Genomic DNA, 15,501 nt, shown 5'->3' with positions numbered 1-15,501 from the left:
ATGTCAATTTTGAAAAATGATTTTCTTTGGGGCGGCGCTGTCGCTGCTCATCAATTAGAAGGAGGCTGGGACCAAGGCGGTAAAGGGGTGAGCGTGGCGGATGTAATGACTGCCGGTGCACATGGCGTCCCTCGTAAAATTACCGCAGGCGTTTTACCAGATGAACACTATCCTAACCATGAAGCGATTGATTTTTACCATCGCTATCAAGAAGATATTCAACTATTCAAAGAACTTGGTTTAAATTGTTTCCGAACCTCTATTGCTTGGACACGAATTTTTCCTAACGGAGATGAAGAAACGCCCAATGAAGAAGGCCTTCGTTTTTATGATGCACTTTTTGACGAGTGTTTGAAAAATGGCATTGAGCCAGTCGTGACACTGTCTCACTTTGAAATGCCTTATCATTTAGTCACAAAATATGGCGGCTTTCGCAATCGCCAGGTCATTGATTTTTTTGTCAAATTTGCTGAAGTCTGTTTCACTCGTTACCAGAAAAAAGTCAAATATTGGATGACCTTTAATGAAATTAACAACCAAGCCAATTATGAAGAAGATTTTGCACCTTTTACTAACTCTGGTATTGCTTACCAGGAAGGAGAAGACCGCGAAGCAATTATGTATCAGGCTGCTCATTATGAACTAGTCGCTAGCGCACGTGCAGTGAAAATTGGCCACGCTATCAATCCCGACTTCCAAATTGGCTGTATGATTGCGATGGTGCCTATTTATCCTTATTCTTGTAATCCTGAGGATATGATGATGAGTGTTAGCGCAATGCAAAAACGTTATTGGTTTACCGATGTTCATGTCCGCGGTCATTATCCAAGTGCAATTCAATGCTATTTGAAACGAAAAAACATTTCATTAGATGTCACAGAAGAAGATTTAACTGATTTGGCTAATGGCTGTGTTGATTATATTGGCTTTAGCTATTACATGTCGTTTGCTGTGAAAGGTGCAGAAAAGGCCCCTACTTTTGACTACAATGAAGCAAAAGACTTGGTGCGAAATCCTTATGTAGCAACATCTGATTGGGGTTGGCAAATCGATCCTATGGGCTTACGCTATGCAATGAATTGGTTCAATGATCGGTATGAATTACCACTTTTTATTGTCGAAAATGGCTTTGGTGCTATTGATGAGCTAGAACCAGACGGAACGATTAACGACACTTACCGAATCGCTTATTTACGTGAACATATTGAGATGATGAAAGAAGCCGTTGCGTATGACGGCATTGATTTGATGGGCTATACACCTTGGGGATTCATCGATTTAGTGAGCGCTAGTACAGGCGAAATGAAGAAACGGTATGGCTTCATTTATGTAGATAAGGACAACGATGGTCACGGAACGTTGGAACGGCGAAAGAAAAAATCGTTTGCTTGGTATCAACAAGTGATTGCTACGAATGGAGAAGAATTATAAACAAAAGGCCTTCGTCTAAAGACGAGGGCCTTTTGTTTATGCTTGTAATCCCTTTTCTAAATCAGCCAATAAATCTTCGACTGCTTCAATTCCTACAGATAAACGAATGAGTCCATCTTTAATTCCCACAGCTTCACGATTTTCTTTGGGAATAGATGCGTGAGTCATAATGGCAGGTACTTCAATTAAACTTTCTACGCCACCTAAACTTTCCGCTAAAGTAAAAATTTCCAACGTTTCTACGAAAGGAACGACTTGCTCATCCTTGGCTAATTCAAAAGAAATCATACCACTAAACCCCGACATCTGTTTTTGCGCAATTTCGTGACCAGGATGACTCGCTAGTCCTGGATAATACACCGTTGCTACAGCTGGATGCGCTTCTAAAAATTCTGCGATTTTTTGAGCATTTTGGGCATGCGCTGCCATCCGGACGCCTAATGTTTTTAAACTACGTTGGACCAACCAACTATCATGTGGTCCTAAAACAGCGCCAATCGCATTTTGTAAAAAGGCAATCTTTTCTGCGCTTTCTGGATGATTCGTTACGACTAAACCAGAAACTACATCACTATGGCCCCCTAAATATTTTGTCCCGCTGTGAACCACAATATCAGCACCTAACGCTAACGGCCGTTGAAAATAAGGCGTCGCAAACGTATTATCGACAATGGTTAACAACTGATGTTTTTTAGCAAGCTTAGCCGCCGCTTCAATATCTGTAATTTTTAACAGTGGATTACTTGGTGTTTCCAAAAACAAGGCTTTTGTATTTGGCTGAATTGCGGCTTCAATTGTTGATAAGTCGCTGGCGTTTACAATCGTGTAGCTTAACCCATTTGCTACAAATACTTTATCCAATAAACGGAAACTCCCCCCATAGACATCATCACCTAATAAAATATGATCTTCGGGTCCAAACATAGAAATGATTGCATGGATACCAGCTAAGCCTGAGCTAAACGCAAAGCCATGGCTCCCACCTTCTAACTCAGCGATTAAGGTTTCTAACGCGTGACGTGTGGGATTACCTGAACGAGAATATTCATATTCTTTTGGCTGGCCCACGCCATTTTGTTCAAAGGTTGACGTTTGATAAATAGGAACACTCACTGCACCTGTTGTTGCGTCTTTGCTAATGCCGCCATGAATTAATTTGGTATTGAATTTCATAAAAGTTTTCCTCCTAAGAATAAATATTTTTTGATAAATAACGGTCACTACCGTCAGGAAAAATAGTTACAATTGTGCTGCCTGCTGGTAAGCGGCGCGCCTCTCTTAATGCCGCCGCAAACGCTGCGCCGCTGGAGCTTCCCACCAGCAAAGCGCTTTTCTTGGCTAATTGTTTGACCCAGAAAAAACCATCCTCGTCTGAAATGGTATAAAAGCCGTCCACAGGAATCTGTTTAAGAAAAGGCGGCACGAACTCCACGCCAATACCTTCGATTTCATGTCCGTGTGCAGGTCCGCCATTTAAAATCGAACCTTCTGGCTCCACGCCCCATAGTTGCGTCTTACTATTTTGTTCTTTGAGATATCTGCCAACACCTGCAAACGTTCCACCACTGCCTAAACCTGCGACAAAGCTAGTAATCTTCCCGCCTAGGTCTTGAACAATTTCAGGTCCTAATCCTTCGTAGTAAGCAGCAGGATTATCCGGATTTTCAAATTGTAACGGCACGTAACTATTAGGAATTTCCTTGGCTAAGTCTTGGGCACTAGTTATCGCTCCGACAATCCCTTGCTCTGTTGGCGAAGGGACAATTTTAGCACCTAACGCTTGCATCAGCTGTTGTTTTTCCTGACTAAATTTTTCTGGCACAACAAAGATTGTCTTGAGGCCCAGTTGACTGGCTGCTAATGCCAGGCCAATCCCTGTATTCCCCGCTGTCGGTTCAATAATTGTTGTGGCTTGATTTATCTTTCCCGTTTTCATTGCTTCTTTGAGAAGATGCACACCAAGCCGATCTTTGACACTGCCACCTGGATTCAAATATTCTAGCTTCGCATAAATTTTAGTGCCTTCTGGCATAGGATATTGTTCACTTGTAAATTCAAATAATGGTGTTGCTCCGATTGTGTCTAAAATTGACTGAACAATCATAGCGAATTCCTCCTTCTAATACATGTACATAAAACAAAAAGGTGCTGATCGCATCAGCACCTTTTTTGTTTATTTCTGGTTGTCTAGATTCAGAGAGGAATCGTGTTAGGCAATTTTTCAGAAATAACGGAGGTTTTCCCCATCACAAAAGAGTATGCTGCACTATTTTGCACCATACAACAACAGCTTTCCGTTTCTAAAAAAGGGCTAGCTTGTTTTTTCGTCATGGTTGATTTCCTCCTTCGTCATGTGTTGACCAAACTATACCATTTCCCATTTTCTAGTGTCAACGATTCTAACGATTGCTATTTCCTATCACACCAATGGTTTTCTTATAGGCAAAAGAATTAATAGACCAAAAAAAACAGAAGGCTAGCCTTCTGTTTTTCTGCTACTTATTTAGCACGTTTTAAATACGTACCTTCCGCAGTATTGATTTCTAATAATTCGTCTGCTTCAACAAAATCTGGAACGTTAACAACTAATCCTGTTTCCATTGTAGCAGGTTTACCAGAACCAGTTACTGTTGCGCCTTTGATTGAAGGTTGCGTTTCAGCAACACGTAAGATTACCGTTGTTGGTAAAGTTAAACCAATGACTTCTTCACCATAAAATTGAATTTTTACTTCCATATTTTCTAATAAATATTTTAATTCTTCTTCAATTAAAGCAGTTGGTACTTCATATTGTTCATATGTTTCTAAATCCATGAAAATAGCCATATCATCTTGGCTGTATAAATATTGAACCGGTTTTGTATCGATGTGCGCTTTTTTCACTTTTTCATCTGGGCGCATTGTTGTATCTGTTGTTGAACCCGTACGAACATCTTTTAATTTCATACGCATAACCGTGTTACCTTTACCTGGTTTGTGGTGGCTAGCTTCCATTACTTTAATTAATTTGCCGTCTTGCTCAAAAGTCATACCGGCTTTTAAATCGCTTGCTGCAATCATTGTAATTTCTCCTTTTCTCTGGTTAATTCTTCATTATTGTAGCAAATAACCTAGGATTAATCTAGGAAATCACGTATCTTTTTTAGAAGTTTATCACTCCCCAGACATTGAATTGGGAAATAAAACGAGTTTAACTTGCCTTTTTTCTTGAATTGCGTTAGAATTACCAAGCTTTCATCAATTATTTTCACTTTTTACATAGAAAAAATCAATCATTAAAGGGGGTGATGATATGATACGTCAAACGCTATCTTTATCAAAAACACATGAGGTTGTCTGTCACTAAACATACGTTGGTGAGACAAATTGCCTTTCAGCGTATGTACTCGGTCTATTTGAAAGGAATTTAAAATCATGAACTCAACTATTCAACCTTACCAATTTAACATAATTAAAGAACAAGTCGCTGTGTTACTAAATACCTATACGTCTGTTAACGATGCTACGACTGTCAAAACTGTCCAGGCCCTATGTGCCGAAAAAATCAATGGGTTATTTCCAGAAGAACACCCTGCTGTTACGATTTTGTTGGACAAAGTGATGGATCGTCGTTTAACACGCGCACGTGCTGAAAAATATTTAGATGAATTAAAAGAAACCGTGTTGCCCTTTAAAGAACCTTCAACACCACAAGTCACGAAAGTCTTTCGCAAAGTGAAAAAGTTAAAGATTCCTGAGTGGGAAAACATGGATTTACGGAACAATACCTATGTCGGTTGGAACGACGCTGGGACTCAGAAAAAATTTATCTTAGCTTATCGAGAAAATAAATTAATCGGCGTCCACGGCACCCTTTCACCCACCATTGTTAAAGGTGTTTGCTCCATCTGTCAAACAATCACGAATGTGTCTATGTTCCTAGCTACCACCAAATCAGGTGGCGACGGAACCTACACGAAAAAAGGCAATTACATTTGCCATGATAGCGACACCTGTAACCAACAATTAACACAACCTGAATATTTGGAAGCCTTTATGGAAAATGTTAAGGCTGTGAAATAACAAAAAACCGTCAAGAAAATTTCTTGACGGTTTTTTTGTTACATCTCTTTCAATTTCCCACGAAATTCTTCAATACTTTCATAACCTTTTGCTGCCATGATTTCTTGTAATTCTTTGGCTAGACGCTCAAAAACTTGTGGACCTTCTTGATGCAATTGTGTGCCGACTTGTACTAATGTCGCACCACATAAAAGATGCTCAAAAACATCTTTTCCACATGTAATACCGCCCGTTCCAATAATTTTGATTTCTGGTTTCAAACGTTGCGCAAACGCACGAACATTGGCTAACGCTGTTGGTTTGACATATTCGCCGCCCAGTCCACCGAAGCCTCCTTTTGGTTTAATGACCACTTCTTCCTTGTCACTGTCAATATATAAACCATTACCGATGCTATTAATACTATTCACGTATACTAAAGGGAATTTATTTAAAATTTCAGCCATTGCGTCAAAATGTGCAATATCAAAAAATGGGGGTAATTTTACACCTAATGGTTTAGTAAAAAATTGGAAAACTTCTGTTAAAAGCTTTTCTGTTAATTCAAAATCATAAGCAATTTGCGGTTTACCAGGCAAATTGGGACAAGACAAATTAAATTCTGTCACTCCTGTGTATTCACTTTCTTGCACTTTTTTTAAAATAGCGATATTTTCCTCATAATTCATACCAGATACAGATAAAAAGCGTAACTCCTCAGGAAATTCCTTTTGACGTGCAATCTGATAATCTAAATAATAATCAATCCCTAAATTAGGCAAGCCCATTGAGTTAATACTTCCTAATGGTGTATCAAAATACCGTGGTTCCTCATTGCCCTGACGAGGATTAGGTGTTGCCGTCTTAGCGACAAAAGCACCTGCTTGAGAAGCCGCTAACTCATCCATTTCCTTAATTGTCATACAATGAATGCCTGATGCGTTCATTAACACATTCGCCAATTTATGTCCCGAAAACTCTACTGAAATATCCAAAAGAAAAACCCTCCTGTAAATTGTTTTACTCATAAGCTTACCACCTTCACGTAAGCTTTTTATGATTATAGCATGTTCTTTGACTTTCAGCATGTTTTTTTGTGTTAGTGTTATTTATACACTATTGCTGACGATAATAATAGAATTCGGCAGAGTAATTTCCAGCATTTTGAGCTATCAATATCCGTGGTTTAGTGGTATCTGACTGATCACCATCAGGATTGCTAAATCCAATTTTATAAAGTCCAAGTGCCGCTCCAGTCTGTCCACTTCTAATATTTGCATAGGGGATCTTGCTAGTTACATCAGATTGAGGAACACCTGTAATTATTTGACCATCTTCTGTCGTGCCATCTTGGTTAATCACTAATACTTGACCATTTCCATTTTGCCAAATCCCCGCCAAAGTTGTAAAATCACCATTGTTGATTGCTTCGATATTTAAGTCTTCATTTGCTGAATTCACTTCATCTGAAGAAATATCTTGCCCATTGTCAGTTAAGTTATCACTTGATCCTGTACTATTTATATTACTAGATACACTAGAAATAGTTGATGTTATCTGTGTATGAGTTATTCCCGCATCTTCTACTTTCGGTGCACAACCTGTTAAAAAAATGATAAGTATTCCATTAAAAAATAACTTCTTTTTCATCTTACGCCTCCGTCTTGAATTTTTTTCTACCATAAATTTATTTTATCATACCAGAACAAAAAAAGAGCAAGCCTTCACCGCTTGCTCTTTCTAATTATCTTTTTATCGTCCCACAATAAACGTCAATTCACATTCGCAGACCTTTTTATCTTCCACGTAAGCAGTCGCTTTGCCGATGCCGACAAAGTCACGTAATTTGACGATTTCAAAATGTAATTTCAAGACATCACCAGGGACCACTTTTTGACGGAATTTGGCTTTGTTGATACCGCCAATATAGGCTGTTTCACCTTCAAATTGATCCATTTTTAAGATTAAAATCGAACCTACTTGTGCCAATGCTTCAATAATCAAAACGCCTGGCATTGTTGGATTTCCAGGGAAATGTCCTTGGAAAAACTCTTCGTTAATTGTCACATTTTTTGTTGCAATAATCTTTTCATTTGGAATAATTTCATCCACATAATCAATATAACAAATCGGATAGCGATTAGGAATCATTTCCATAATTTCTGTTGCAGTCATTACTTTTTTCATACTAGTTTTCCTCCCATTTCTTCAAGCAAATTACACCATTATGGCCTCCAAAGCCAAACGAATTACTAATTGTATAGTCCGCTGTAATGTCACGTGCACCTTCTGTGACATAATCTAAATCACAATCTGGATCAGCTACTTGGTAGCCTACTGTCGGATGAGCTTTTCCTTCTTGCAATGTTTGCACACAAGCGATCGCTTCGATACCGCCAGCCGCGCCCAATAAATGTCCAGTCATACTCTTTGTACTTGAAATTGGAATTTGCGATGCTCGCTCACCAAAGACACGCTTGATGGCCGTTGTTTCCGCAGCATCATTCGCTGGGGTTGACGTACCATGAGCATTGATATACCCAATTTGTTCCGGCGTAATCCCTGCTTCCGCAATCGCCATTTCCATCGCAGCAGCCGCGCCACTACCGTCTTTTAAAGGAGCGGTCATGTGGCTAGCATCACAGTTGCTGCCATAACCAACAATTTCGCCGTAGATAGTTGCGCCACGTTTCTGTGCATGCTCGAGTTCTTCTAAAACCAGCATTCCTGCGCCTTCACCCATCACAAAACCTTTTCGTTCTTTATCAAAAGGAATCGAAGCCCGAGTCGCATCTTCTGTTGTATTTAAAGCATTCAATGCTGCAAAGCCTGCAATCCCAATTTCACATACTGTGGCTTCTGTCCCCCCAGTTACCATCATGTCCGCTAAACCATATTTAATCGTGCGAAAAGCTTCACCAATCGCATTCGTCGCAGAAGCACAAGCAGTCACGATAGTTTGAGAAGGTCCTTTTGCACCTAAACGAATCGAAATATTTCCCGCTGCCATATTAGCAATTACCATAGGCACGAAAAATGGTGTTACGCGTTTTGCGCCTTTTTTATCCATTACCCGTACTTGGTCTTGTAAGGTAGTCATCCCGCCGATTCCACTACCGACAATCACACCTAAACGAGTCGGGTCAATCGTTGCTTCTGTTAAACCACTCATTTCCCACGCTTCTAAAGCAGCCACCAAGCCATATTGAGAAAATAAGTCCATTCTTTTTTGCTCTTTGCGTTCTAAAACAGCACTTGGGTCAAACTCTTTCACTTCGCCAGCCAAAGCTACCCCAGTATCTTCAGAATCAAATTTAGTAATTTTGCCAATTCCTAGCTTGCCATCCACTAGATTATGCCAAAATTCTTTTACGGTATTGCCTAATGGTGTTACGGCTCCCATGCCGGTTATGACCACTCTTTTCATACTGTACCTCCGAGTTTATTTTGATTATCAAACTATTATTTCATGCGGTTTCCAGCACTTTTTCTTAAAAAATAAGAAAAATAGTTTGACTTTCAAAGTATTTTGGTTAATAATTCAGACATCAGGAAAAATGTCTGTTTTTTTCAAGATTAGAAAATTGAGAAGATTTTGTTATCATTCTCACACAGATAATACCAGTTGAAATTTTATTCGTCAACTCAATAAATGTAACTTTTACATTTTGATGAAGAAAAGCCTATTCTATCAACAAAAATTTTTTATTAAAGGAGATTTTATATGTTTTTACAAAATAAGAATGTCGTCGTAATGGGTGTTGCCAACAAAAAAAGTATTGCTTGGGGCTGTGCAAAAGCATTAAAAGATCAAGGGGCCAATGTTATTTATACGTATCAAAACGAACGCATGAAAAAGCAAGTGGTTAAATTAGCAGATGAAAATGATTTGTTGGTGGAGTGCGATGTTGCTTCTGATGCGTCCATTCAAGCAGCCTTTGAAACAATTAAAAATGAAGTGGGCACGATCGATGGACTAGTCCATGCGATTGCTTTTGCCAAAAAAGAAGAATTGTCTGGAAACGTTAGTGACATCACTCGTGATGGTTTCCTATTAGCACAAGATATTAGTAGCTACTCTCTTTTAGCAGTCACTCATTATGCGAAACCTTTGTTAAATCCTGGTTCAGGAATTGTCACATTGACGTATTTAGGTTCCGAACGTGCGATTCCTAACTACAATATGATGGGGATTGCTAAAGCATCTTTAGAAACTGCCGTGAAATATTTAGCTTTTGAATTAGCTGCAGATAAAATTCGTGTCAACGGAATCTCCGCAGGAGCGATTAAAACATTGGCTGTGACTGGTGTAAAAGACTACGATCAATTGATTAGTATTTCTAATGAGCGGACACCAGATAAAACAGGCGTAACCATTGAAGAAGTCGGAAACACTTGTGCCTTTTTAGTCAGTGAACTAGCTAGTGGTGTGGTCGGTGACATCATTTATGTCGATAAAGGCGTTCACTTAACTTAATCATTTTTTGTCTTTATTTTCTATTTATACATTAAAAAACAGAGATTGGACAATCTCTTTCACTCATTGATTGTCCAATTTCTGTTCTATTTTGTACTTTATTCTATAATAAAATTGACAGTTCCAATTCCAAAAACAGTTGTTAGGATTTGATTGACTTGTTCAAAAAGTTTTGGTAAATCTTCCAGTTTATTTTTAGATTGGATTTTTTCAGAACCGTTATCGTAGCTTAAATGATTGTACGTTTCTTTAAAGGTTACTGCTGTGTCTTCTTTTCGATAAAGGATATATTCGTCATCTAGCATATCCATTTGTAGCTCCTGTTTAAATCCATTTCTGGCAACAACAGCAGAAACTAGATGAGCAACAGTCAAGCCATCTAACGGAATGTCCACTCCATTCATTGCTAATGTGTAGACGGTATCTTCCACTAAACCACAGGCGTTGCAACCACCACTGGTTAAATCTACTGTACTTGTTATAATTGCCTCTTGCATCGTTTCTTCCCCCATATTGTTTTTTAAAGTTATTCTTTCATTTGTTATTTACGAACGTAATTCACATCATAATCGTCAACTTCAATATAGATATAGATTTTTTTATCAGGCATTTTACTGCGAATGTCTCGTTCAATCGCATTCACAACATCAGGTGCATCTTCTTCCATTGGTTCTACCACATCAATTTTTGCCGCTACTAAAATTTCAGTTGGGCCTAAATGAACGGTCTTTACATCAATTAGTTTTTCAACATCCGCCCGATCAAATGCGGTTTTAATTTTTGCTAAATCTGTAGCGGTCACACTTTCGCCAATAATCAAACTATAAAATTCTTTCGCTAAGAAAATGGCTGCACACATTAATAGTAAACCAATCAGTAAACCACTGATAGCATCAAATGCAGCAATCCCAGTTACCATTGTTAAAAGGGTTCCCACCAAAGCTAAACACAAACCAATAACCGCACAAAAGTCTTCCGTAAAAATAATTAAAATTTCACTGTGACGACTTTCTCGCAAAAATTTTAAGAGCGATAACTTCTCTGTATTCAATTCTTTGATTTCTTTCATCGCTACACGCAAAGAGCTACCTTCCACAAGCAAACCAAAAATTAAAATACCAATGACAATAGCCACATTTTCTACTTCATGAGAGGGATGCAGTAACTTCTGAATAGCCTCCATTACGCCTAACGCGCCCCCACCAAAAAAGAGCATCGTTGCAACAATTGTACTAAAAAAGTATTTTGCACGGCCTTCTCCAAATTGATGTAACGCACTTTGTCCACGAGAAGCGCGCTTATTCCCAAAAAGTAATAACACCTGATTACTACAGTCCACGACACTGTGGATACTTTCATTCATCATAGCGGTACTACCACTTAAAGCAAAACCAACAAATTTACTAATCGCTACTAAAATATTCGCAATCAGTGCGGCAATAACTGCAAACATGCCACTCGATTTTTTTGTCTCCATAATTACCTCCTATATGTAACGTAAAACTAAGATAAACCACCCGTTTATTCATCCATCATTTTACCACTTCTGAGGTATTTGTAAAAAAGAGTTCTCTTAAAATTCAAAAAGAAATGTACTGACTGTTTTAGTTGACCCTCATTTATCGGTGTCCATCCCACTCTTGATAAAATTCCTCCAGATAAAGTTCCATAAATTGATGACGCTTTTCCGCCAATAAGCGACCATAATTTGTATTCATTTGTTCCTTTAACTTTAAAAGTTTCTCATAAAAATGCATAATAGCAGTATCTTCCCCATTCCGGTATTCTTCTTGGGTTAACTGTTCACGAGGTTGTTTGTGAGGATCGTGAATTAAACGGCCTTTATTTCCCGAATAAGCCATCACCCGTGCAATTCCAATTGCGCCGATGGCATCTAGTCGATCCGCATCCTGGACCACTTTTCCTTCTAATGTAGTGACTGTTTTCCCAGTATTTCCTCCTTTAAAGGACATATTAGCAATAATGGAAAGGATGTGATTCGTTTGCCCTGTTGATACGTTATTTGCTTCCAACCATTGTTGCACCTTTAGCAAGCCAGCCTCTTCACTTTCGTTAAATTTTTCATCGCCAATATCATGTAACAATGCTGTTAATATACATAAAAATAAATTTGCTTGTTCTTTCTCTGCAATTGTTTTTGCTAATTGTGTCACTCGATAAATATGCCACCAGTCATGGCCACTTGCTTCGTTGGCTAATTCTTGTTGAACATAACGCTCTGCTGCTTGAATAATTGTTTGTTCTTCAAAACTAAGAGATTCATTTTCAAACATCCTAACACTCCTTTATTCTGGATTTAAAATTTCCACTTGGATAATCCCGCTAGCTTTCAGAAACATATTGGTGACAATCGGACCTACAAAAGAAAATCCTCTTTTTTTTAAGTCTTTTGCTACGTTATCTGACAAAAGCTGTGTGCGTGGGACTTGGTATGCTTCTTCATAAATAGATAAAACGGGGACGTTTTTTACAAATTGCCATAGATAATTGGCAAAACTGCCAAATTCTTCTTGTACTTTTAAAATTGCTTGCGCATTTTTAATGGTTGCTTCAATTTTGCGCCGATTGCGAATCATATCTGGATCAGCTACTATTTGATCGACTTCGTCAGGCAACAGCGCGGCAACTTTTTCCGGCTTCATTTGGCAAAAATTTTTCATGAATGCTACTTTTTTCCCTGCTGCTGCTTTCCAACTTAAACCAACTTGAAAAACACCCACCGTCAACAATAAAAACAGCAAATCATCCTCTCTTGTAGGTTTTCCCCATTGTTCTGTATACCATTGATAGTTGTTCATCGCCGCCTCCTTTTAAGACTGTTCAAATGTTAATAATGCTTGTTTCATTGCTAAACCACCACGGTAACCGGTTAATTGTCCCTTGCTGCCGATGACTCGATGGCAAGGAATGACCATTAATAAAGGATTTTTCCCAATCGCTGTGCCAACTGCTCGAACCGCACGTGGACGCCCAATTTTTTCTGAAATTTCTTGATAGGTCATTGTCTCACCATAAGGTATTTCTTGCAACGCCTGCCAAACTTCTTTTTGAAAGGGCGTTCCTTCGATGTCTATGGGGCAAGCAAACGTTGTCGAATGTTGGTTAAGATAACTTATTAATGCTTCTTTATAAGGCGCAGTTTTCTTTTCAGAAGCTTCTAATTGTGCTTGAGGGTACCAGTTTTTCAGCTCTTCTATCGATTGATTGGCTGAACCTACAAAAGCTAGTCCAGCGTCTGTCACACCAAGATAATAGTGATCGTTCTGCCATTCTTGTTGCGCATAATAAATCTTTTTTACCATATTTCTACACTTCTTTCTCGTGTTTTTCTTATCTTCATTATAATTCTTTTGGCTTTCAAAATCTTGCGCTCCTATCACTTTTTACTTGTTTTTATTAGGGATTCTTTTACAATGAAGAAGAAAACGGGAGGTGTGTTTACAATGAAAACAACGTATCGACTTACTCAGAAACGTTGGGAAGCCATTCAAAATAATAATACGCAATTTGATGGTGATTTTTTTTATGGTGTGACCACAACGAAAATTTTTTGTCGTCCTTCGTGCCCTTCCCGTGTGCCCAACAAGAACCACGTTCTGATCTTCAAAACGGCTCAGGAAGCTTTAACACTTGGTTTTCGTCCATGTAAAAGATGTCAACCAACCGGGCAAGTCGTTCCTAACGAGGAATGGGTTGCTCAAATTAAGCAATTTATTGATCGGCATTCAGCGGAACCATTAAGTTTAGACTATTTAGCGCAAGCCTGCCACGGTAGTCCCTTTCATTTGCAGCGAACCTTTAAGGAACAGACAAAACAAACCCCGTCAGCTTATTTAACAAGTGTCCGAATTAGGCAAGCCCAAGAATTGCTTCTCCATTCACCCCTTACGATTCAACAAATCGCGAAAAAAGTTGGCTTCCAAACCGCAGCATATTTTGCCACCACTTTTAAAAAAGAAACAGGCGTAACCCCCTCTGTTTATCGCAGTAAAAATGAGCCGAAAAAATAACATTTCGGCTCATCGGATTATTTATTGGGGCGTGATTGTAGCCACGCTACAATCAATTGACTGATTTCTGTTTGCTGTTGCTCATTAGAAATTGTCGCTTTGTTGTCTCCTTTTTGGACACCGTAATTACCAAACCCTGCATGATTCCCACCTTCGATAGATACATACTGCGTATCTTTTGGCAAAAACTGTTTGGCTTTTTGATAGCTAGTCCAATTTAAAACACCATCGTTTGTGGCTGTTATTGACAGAACCGGCAGATTTTGCTTGTTTAGTGCACCTTTTTCGTCAGGATAGCTGGCTAAATAAATCATGCCTTTGATTCGTTGCTCATTTTCCGCTACAAAACGACTAGCCATCACACCACCCAGAGAATGCCCAGCCAAAACGAAGTTTTGTTGTGGATGATCCTTTATAATTTGTTCTGCAGCATTTGGTGCAAGAACCGCTAAATTCAAAGGAAAATGAACAATATAGACATCATAACCTTTCGTAGCAACTTCTTGCGCCCATTCACTATAACTAGCGGGCGCAACCAATGCACCTGGATAAAAAATCAGTGCTGTATCATTTTTTTGCCCGTTTGTGTAATAATCATAGTTTTTTTCTTGCGTGGCACTTTGACTTATTTTTAAGGCCGAATCGGTCGCTTGATACGTACTATTTTTAATAAAAATAGTCAGGCCGATGACTAAGATTACTAAAAAAAGCCCAAGTCCTAGGACAATTTTTTTCCAGCGTGATTTTGTTCTATTTTTCATCTCATTTCCTCCCAATGAAAAAATTCTTCTTTCTGATTCTACCTTTAATAAAAAAAGAACACAACAATAGGAGTTGGTGGAGCAACCCTTTTCTTGCTCCACCAACTCCTAAATAGACTGTTTCTCGACGCCAGGGATTATTTTGTCTCTTTTTCGCCTGCTTCTAAGTAGCTGATAATAACCGTCTCAAATCATCATTTATTTTTCCTACACTTCCCTTATTAAAATAACAATGAAGCTGAAAGCAGAAATATCAACACCGAACAGATCAATAAAGCCCTGTTATTTGATAAAGTATAGTCTAAATAGATATACTCGCCAATGAAAAATACTATCAGAGCTAACGAAGCCCTCAATAAACCAACATTTTCAAAAATATATTCTTTGAAAATGAAGGAAAGGACTCCCAAAATAAGGAATGATAGTAACATTGACTTAACAATAAACCATTGCTTTCTCGCCATTCTACCACTTCTCTCTAATGAAATTAATTATATCGCTTCACTTGAAACCATCAATACACTTTCTTAAACTTTTTCATTAATATATAAATTATTTTTCAACAAACAGTCTTACTTTCATAAATTTGTCTGTTGTAAAAAATAGTAGCATACACTATTTTAAATAGACATAGCTATTATTCTATTTTATAGGGACACATTACTAATATAAGCAAGCATAGTAACAGCCTTATACAATTTAGATAATAAATAACAACCTATTTCATTAACTAAAACAACAATAGTCATAAAAAGGACTG

Annotated in this window: 18 protein-coding genes; 4 read left to right on the top strand and 14 right to left on the bottom strand. The window is 38.4% G+C overall.

Features of this window, described 5'->3' with window-relative positions; all coding sequences use genetic code 11:
- Positions 1 to 1,431 carry a 6-phospho-beta-glucosidase GenA gene (gene genA, locus IGM09_RS01270; protein WP_002355206.1) on the top strand — a complete coding sequence of 477 codons (1,431 nt, stop codon included), beginning with the start codon at positions 1 to 3 and terminating at the stop codon, positions 1,429 to 1,431.
- Positions 1,432 to 1,467: 36 nt separating this feature from the next.
- On the opposite strand, the gene IGM09_RS01265 is transcribed toward genA, so the two are convergent.
- The 4 genes from IGM09_RS01265 to efp form a co-directional block, all read right to left on the bottom strand.
- Complete coding sequence (locus IGM09_RS01265) at positions 1,468 to 2,604, bottom strand: cystathionine gamma-synthase (RefSeq protein WP_010823393.1); 1,137 nt, start codon at positions 2,602 to 2,604, stop codon at positions 1,468 to 1,470.
- Positions 2,605 to 2,617: 13 nt separating this feature from the next.
- Positions 2,618 to 3,535, bottom strand: coding sequence for a PLP-dependent cysteine synthase family protein (locus IGM09_RS01260; RefSeq protein ID WP_002361143.1), 918 nt, complete (start codon positions 3,533 to 3,535; stop codon positions 2,618 to 2,620).
- An 89-nt stretch (positions 3,536 to 3,624) separates the two neighbouring features.
- Positions 3,625 to 3,762, bottom strand: coding sequence for a hypothetical protein (locus tag IGM09_RS01255; RefSeq protein ID WP_002355203.1), 138 nt, complete (start codon positions 3,760 to 3,762; stop codon positions 3,625 to 3,627).
- 168 nt (positions 3,763 to 3,930) lie between these two features.
- Positions 3,931 to 4,491: an elongation factor P gene (efp, locus tag IGM09_RS01250; RefSeq protein WP_002355202.1), complete on the bottom strand. Its 561-nt coding sequence runs from the start codon at positions 4,489 to 4,491 to the stop codon at positions 3,931 to 3,933.
- Between the two features lie 354 nt (positions 4,492 to 4,845).
- Between efp and IGM09_RS01245 the strand changes: the two genes are divergently transcribed.
- Positions 4,846 to 5,493 carry a FusB/FusC family EF-G-binding protein gene (locus tag IGM09_RS01245; protein WP_113826096.1) on the top strand — a complete coding sequence of 216 codons (648 nt, stop codon included), beginning with the start codon at positions 4,846 to 4,848 and terminating at the stop codon, positions 5,491 to 5,493.
- Positions 5,494 to 5,531: 38 nt separating this feature from the next.
- Here IGM09_RS01245 and IGM09_RS01240 read toward each other — a convergent pair whose 3' ends face one another.
- The 4 genes from IGM09_RS01240 to fabF all read right to left on the bottom strand — a co-directional run bounded on the left by IGM09_RS01240 (position 5,532) and on the right by fabF (position 8,899).
- Complete coding sequence (locus tag IGM09_RS01240) at positions 5,532 to 6,500, bottom strand: dihydroorotate oxidase (RefSeq protein WP_002386045.1); 969 nt, start codon at positions 6,498 to 6,500, stop codon at positions 5,532 to 5,534.
- An 88-nt stretch (positions 6,501 to 6,588) separates the two neighbouring features.
- Positions 6,589 to 7,122, bottom strand: coding sequence for a DUF6287 domain-containing protein (locus IGM09_RS01235; protein WP_050588838.1), 534 nt, complete (start codon positions 7,120 to 7,122; stop codon positions 6,589 to 6,591).
- Between the two features lie 102 nt (positions 7,123 to 7,224).
- A complete protein-coding gene (gene fabZ, locus IGM09_RS01230) occupies positions 7,225 to 7,659 on the bottom strand; it encodes a 3-hydroxyacyl-ACP dehydratase FabZ (protein WP_002355197.1) in 435 nt (144 codons plus the stop codon).
- 1 nt (position 7,660) lies between these two features.
- The gene (gene fabF / locus IGM09_RS01225; RefSeq protein ID WP_002358339.1) at positions 7,661 to 8,899 is read right to left on the bottom strand and encodes a beta-ketoacyl-ACP synthase II; all 1,239 of its coding nucleotides are present in this window, start codon (positions 8,897 to 8,899) and stop codon (positions 7,661 to 7,663) included.
- A 297-nt stretch (positions 8,900 to 9,196) separates the two neighbouring features.
- Here fabF and fabI point away from each other — a divergent pair, with 297 nt between their 5' ends.
- Positions 9,197 to 9,949, top strand: coding sequence for an enoyl-ACP reductase FabI (fabI, locus tag IGM09_RS01220; RefSeq protein ID WP_002358338.1), 753 nt, complete (start codon positions 9,197 to 9,199; stop codon positions 9,947 to 9,949).
- A 98-nt stretch (positions 9,950 to 10,047) separates the two neighbouring features.
- On the opposite strand, the gene IGM09_RS01215 is transcribed toward fabI, so the two are convergent.
- From IGM09_RS01215 to IGM09_RS01195, 5 genes are all read right to left on the bottom strand, one after another.
- Positions 10,048 to 10,461 (bottom strand): DUF4809 family protein, encoded by a 414-nt coding sequence (locus IGM09_RS01215; protein ID WP_002377895.1) that lies wholly within the window; start codon positions 10,459 to 10,461, stop codon positions 10,048 to 10,050.
- Positions 10,462 to 10,490: 29 nt separating this feature from the next.
- Positions 10,491 to 11,426, bottom strand: coding sequence for a cation diffusion facilitator family transporter (locus IGM09_RS01210; RefSeq protein ID WP_002355191.1), 936 nt, complete (start codon positions 11,424 to 11,426; stop codon positions 10,491 to 10,493).
- A gap of 142 nt (positions 11,427 to 11,568) precedes the next feature.
- A complete protein-coding gene (locus IGM09_RS01205; protein WP_010713610.1) occupies positions 11,569 to 12,243 on the bottom strand; it encodes an HD domain-containing protein in 675 nt (224 codons plus the stop codon).
- 12 nt (positions 12,244 to 12,255) lie between these two features.
- Positions 12,256 to 12,768, bottom strand: coding sequence for a DNA-3-methyladenine glycosylase I (locus IGM09_RS01200; RefSeq protein WP_002408650.1), 513 nt, complete (start codon positions 12,766 to 12,768; stop codon positions 12,256 to 12,258).
- A gap of 12 nt (positions 12,769 to 12,780) precedes the next feature.
- Positions 12,781 to 13,272, bottom strand: a complete 492-nt coding sequence (locus IGM09_RS01195) for a methylated-DNA--[protein]-cysteine S-methyltransferase (protein ID WP_002366052.1) — start codon at positions 13,270 to 13,272, stop codon at positions 12,781 to 12,783.
- A gap of 141 nt (positions 13,273 to 13,413) precedes the next feature.
- On the opposite strand from IGM09_RS01195, the gene IGM09_RS01190 reads away from it, so the two are divergent.
- Complete coding sequence (locus IGM09_RS01190) at positions 13,414 to 13,980, top strand: bifunctional transcriptional activator/DNA repair enzyme AdaA (RefSeq protein WP_010707895.1); 567 nt, start codon at positions 13,414 to 13,416, stop codon at positions 13,978 to 13,980.
- Positions 13,981 to 13,997: 17 nt separating this feature from the next.
- On the opposite strand, the gene IGM09_RS01185 is transcribed toward IGM09_RS01190, so the two are convergent.
- Positions 13,998 to 14,741, bottom strand: a complete 744-nt coding sequence (locus IGM09_RS01185; RefSeq protein ID WP_010707896.1) for an alpha/beta hydrolase — start codon at positions 14,739 to 14,741, stop codon at positions 13,998 to 14,000.
- Positions 14,742 to 15,501: the final 760 nt, after the last annotated feature.

Origin of the sequence: Enterococcus sp. DIV0167 (assembly GCF_050541555.1) — a bacterium.
Classification (GTDB): domain Bacteria; phylum Bacillota; class Bacilli; order Lactobacillales; family Enterococcaceae; genus Enterococcus; species Enterococcus faecalis.
This window is presented reverse-complemented; position numbering and strand designations above follow the sequence as displayed.

Excerpts from the sequence above, each read along its gene's own strand:
- genA (WP_002355206.1), top strand. The coding sequence starts at position 1 with ATGTCAATTTTGAAAAATGATTTTCTTTGGGGCGGCGCTGTCGCTGCT.
- IGM09_RS01265 (WP_010823393.1), bottom strand. The coding sequence starts at position 2,604 with ATGAAATTCAATACCAAATTAATTCATGGCGGCATTAGCAAAGACGCA.
- IGM09_RS01260 (WP_002361143.1), bottom strand. The coding sequence starts at position 3,535 with ATGATTGTTCAGTCAATTTTAGACACAATCGGAGCAACACCATTATTT.
- IGM09_RS01255 (WP_002355203.1), bottom strand. The coding sequence starts at position 3,762 with ATGACGAAAAAACAAGCTAGCCCTTTTTTAGAAACGGAAAGCTGTTGT.
- efp (WP_002355202.1), bottom strand. The coding sequence starts at position 4,491 with ATGATTGCAGCAAGCGATTTAAAAGCCGGTATGACTTTTGAGCAAGAC.
- IGM09_RS01245 (WP_113826096.1), top strand. The coding sequence starts at position 4,846 with ATGAACTCAACTATTCAACCTTACCAATTTAACATAATTAAAGAACAA.
- IGM09_RS01240 (WP_002386045.1), bottom strand. The coding sequence starts at position 6,500 with ATGAGTAAAACAATTTACAGGAGGGTTTTTCTTTTGGATATTTCAGTA.
- IGM09_RS01235 (WP_050588838.1), bottom strand. The coding sequence starts at position 7,122 with ATGAAAAAGAAGTTATTTTTTAATGGAATACTTATCATTTTTTTAACA.
- fabZ (WP_002355197.1), bottom strand. The coding sequence starts at position 7,659 with ATGAAAAAAGTAATGACTGCAACAGAAATTATGGAAATGATTCCTAAT.
- fabF (WP_002358339.1), bottom strand. The coding sequence starts at position 8,899 with ATGAAAAGAGTGGTCATAACCGGCATGGGAGCCGTAACACCATTAGGC.
- fabI (WP_002358338.1), top strand. The coding sequence starts at position 9,197 with ATGTTTTTACAAAATAAGAATGTCGTCGTAATGGGTGTTGCCAACAAA.
- IGM09_RS01215 (WP_002377895.1), bottom strand. The coding sequence starts at position 10,461 with ATGGGGGAAGAAACGATGCAAGAGGCAATTATAACAAGTACAGTAGAT.
- IGM09_RS01210 (WP_002355191.1), bottom strand. The coding sequence starts at position 11,426 with ATGGAGACAAAAAAATCGAGTGGCATGTTTGCAGTTATTGCCGCACTG.
- IGM09_RS01205 (WP_010713610.1), bottom strand. The coding sequence starts at position 12,243 with ATGTTTGAAAATGAATCTCTTAGTTTTGAAGAACAAACAATTATTCAA.
- IGM09_RS01200 (WP_002408650.1), bottom strand. The coding sequence starts at position 12,768 with ATGAACAACTATCAATGGTATACAGAACAATGGGGAAAACCTACAAGA.
- IGM09_RS01195 (WP_002366052.1), bottom strand. The coding sequence starts at position 13,272 with ATGGTAAAAAAGATTTATTATGCGCAACAAGAATGGCAGAACGATCAC.
- IGM09_RS01190 (WP_010707895.1), top strand. The coding sequence starts at position 13,414 with ATGAAAACAACGTATCGACTTACTCAGAAACGTTGGGAAGCCATTCAA.
- IGM09_RS01185 (WP_010707896.1), bottom strand. The coding sequence starts at position 14,741 with ATGAAAAATAGAACAAAATCACGCTGGAAAAAAATTGTCCTAGGACTT.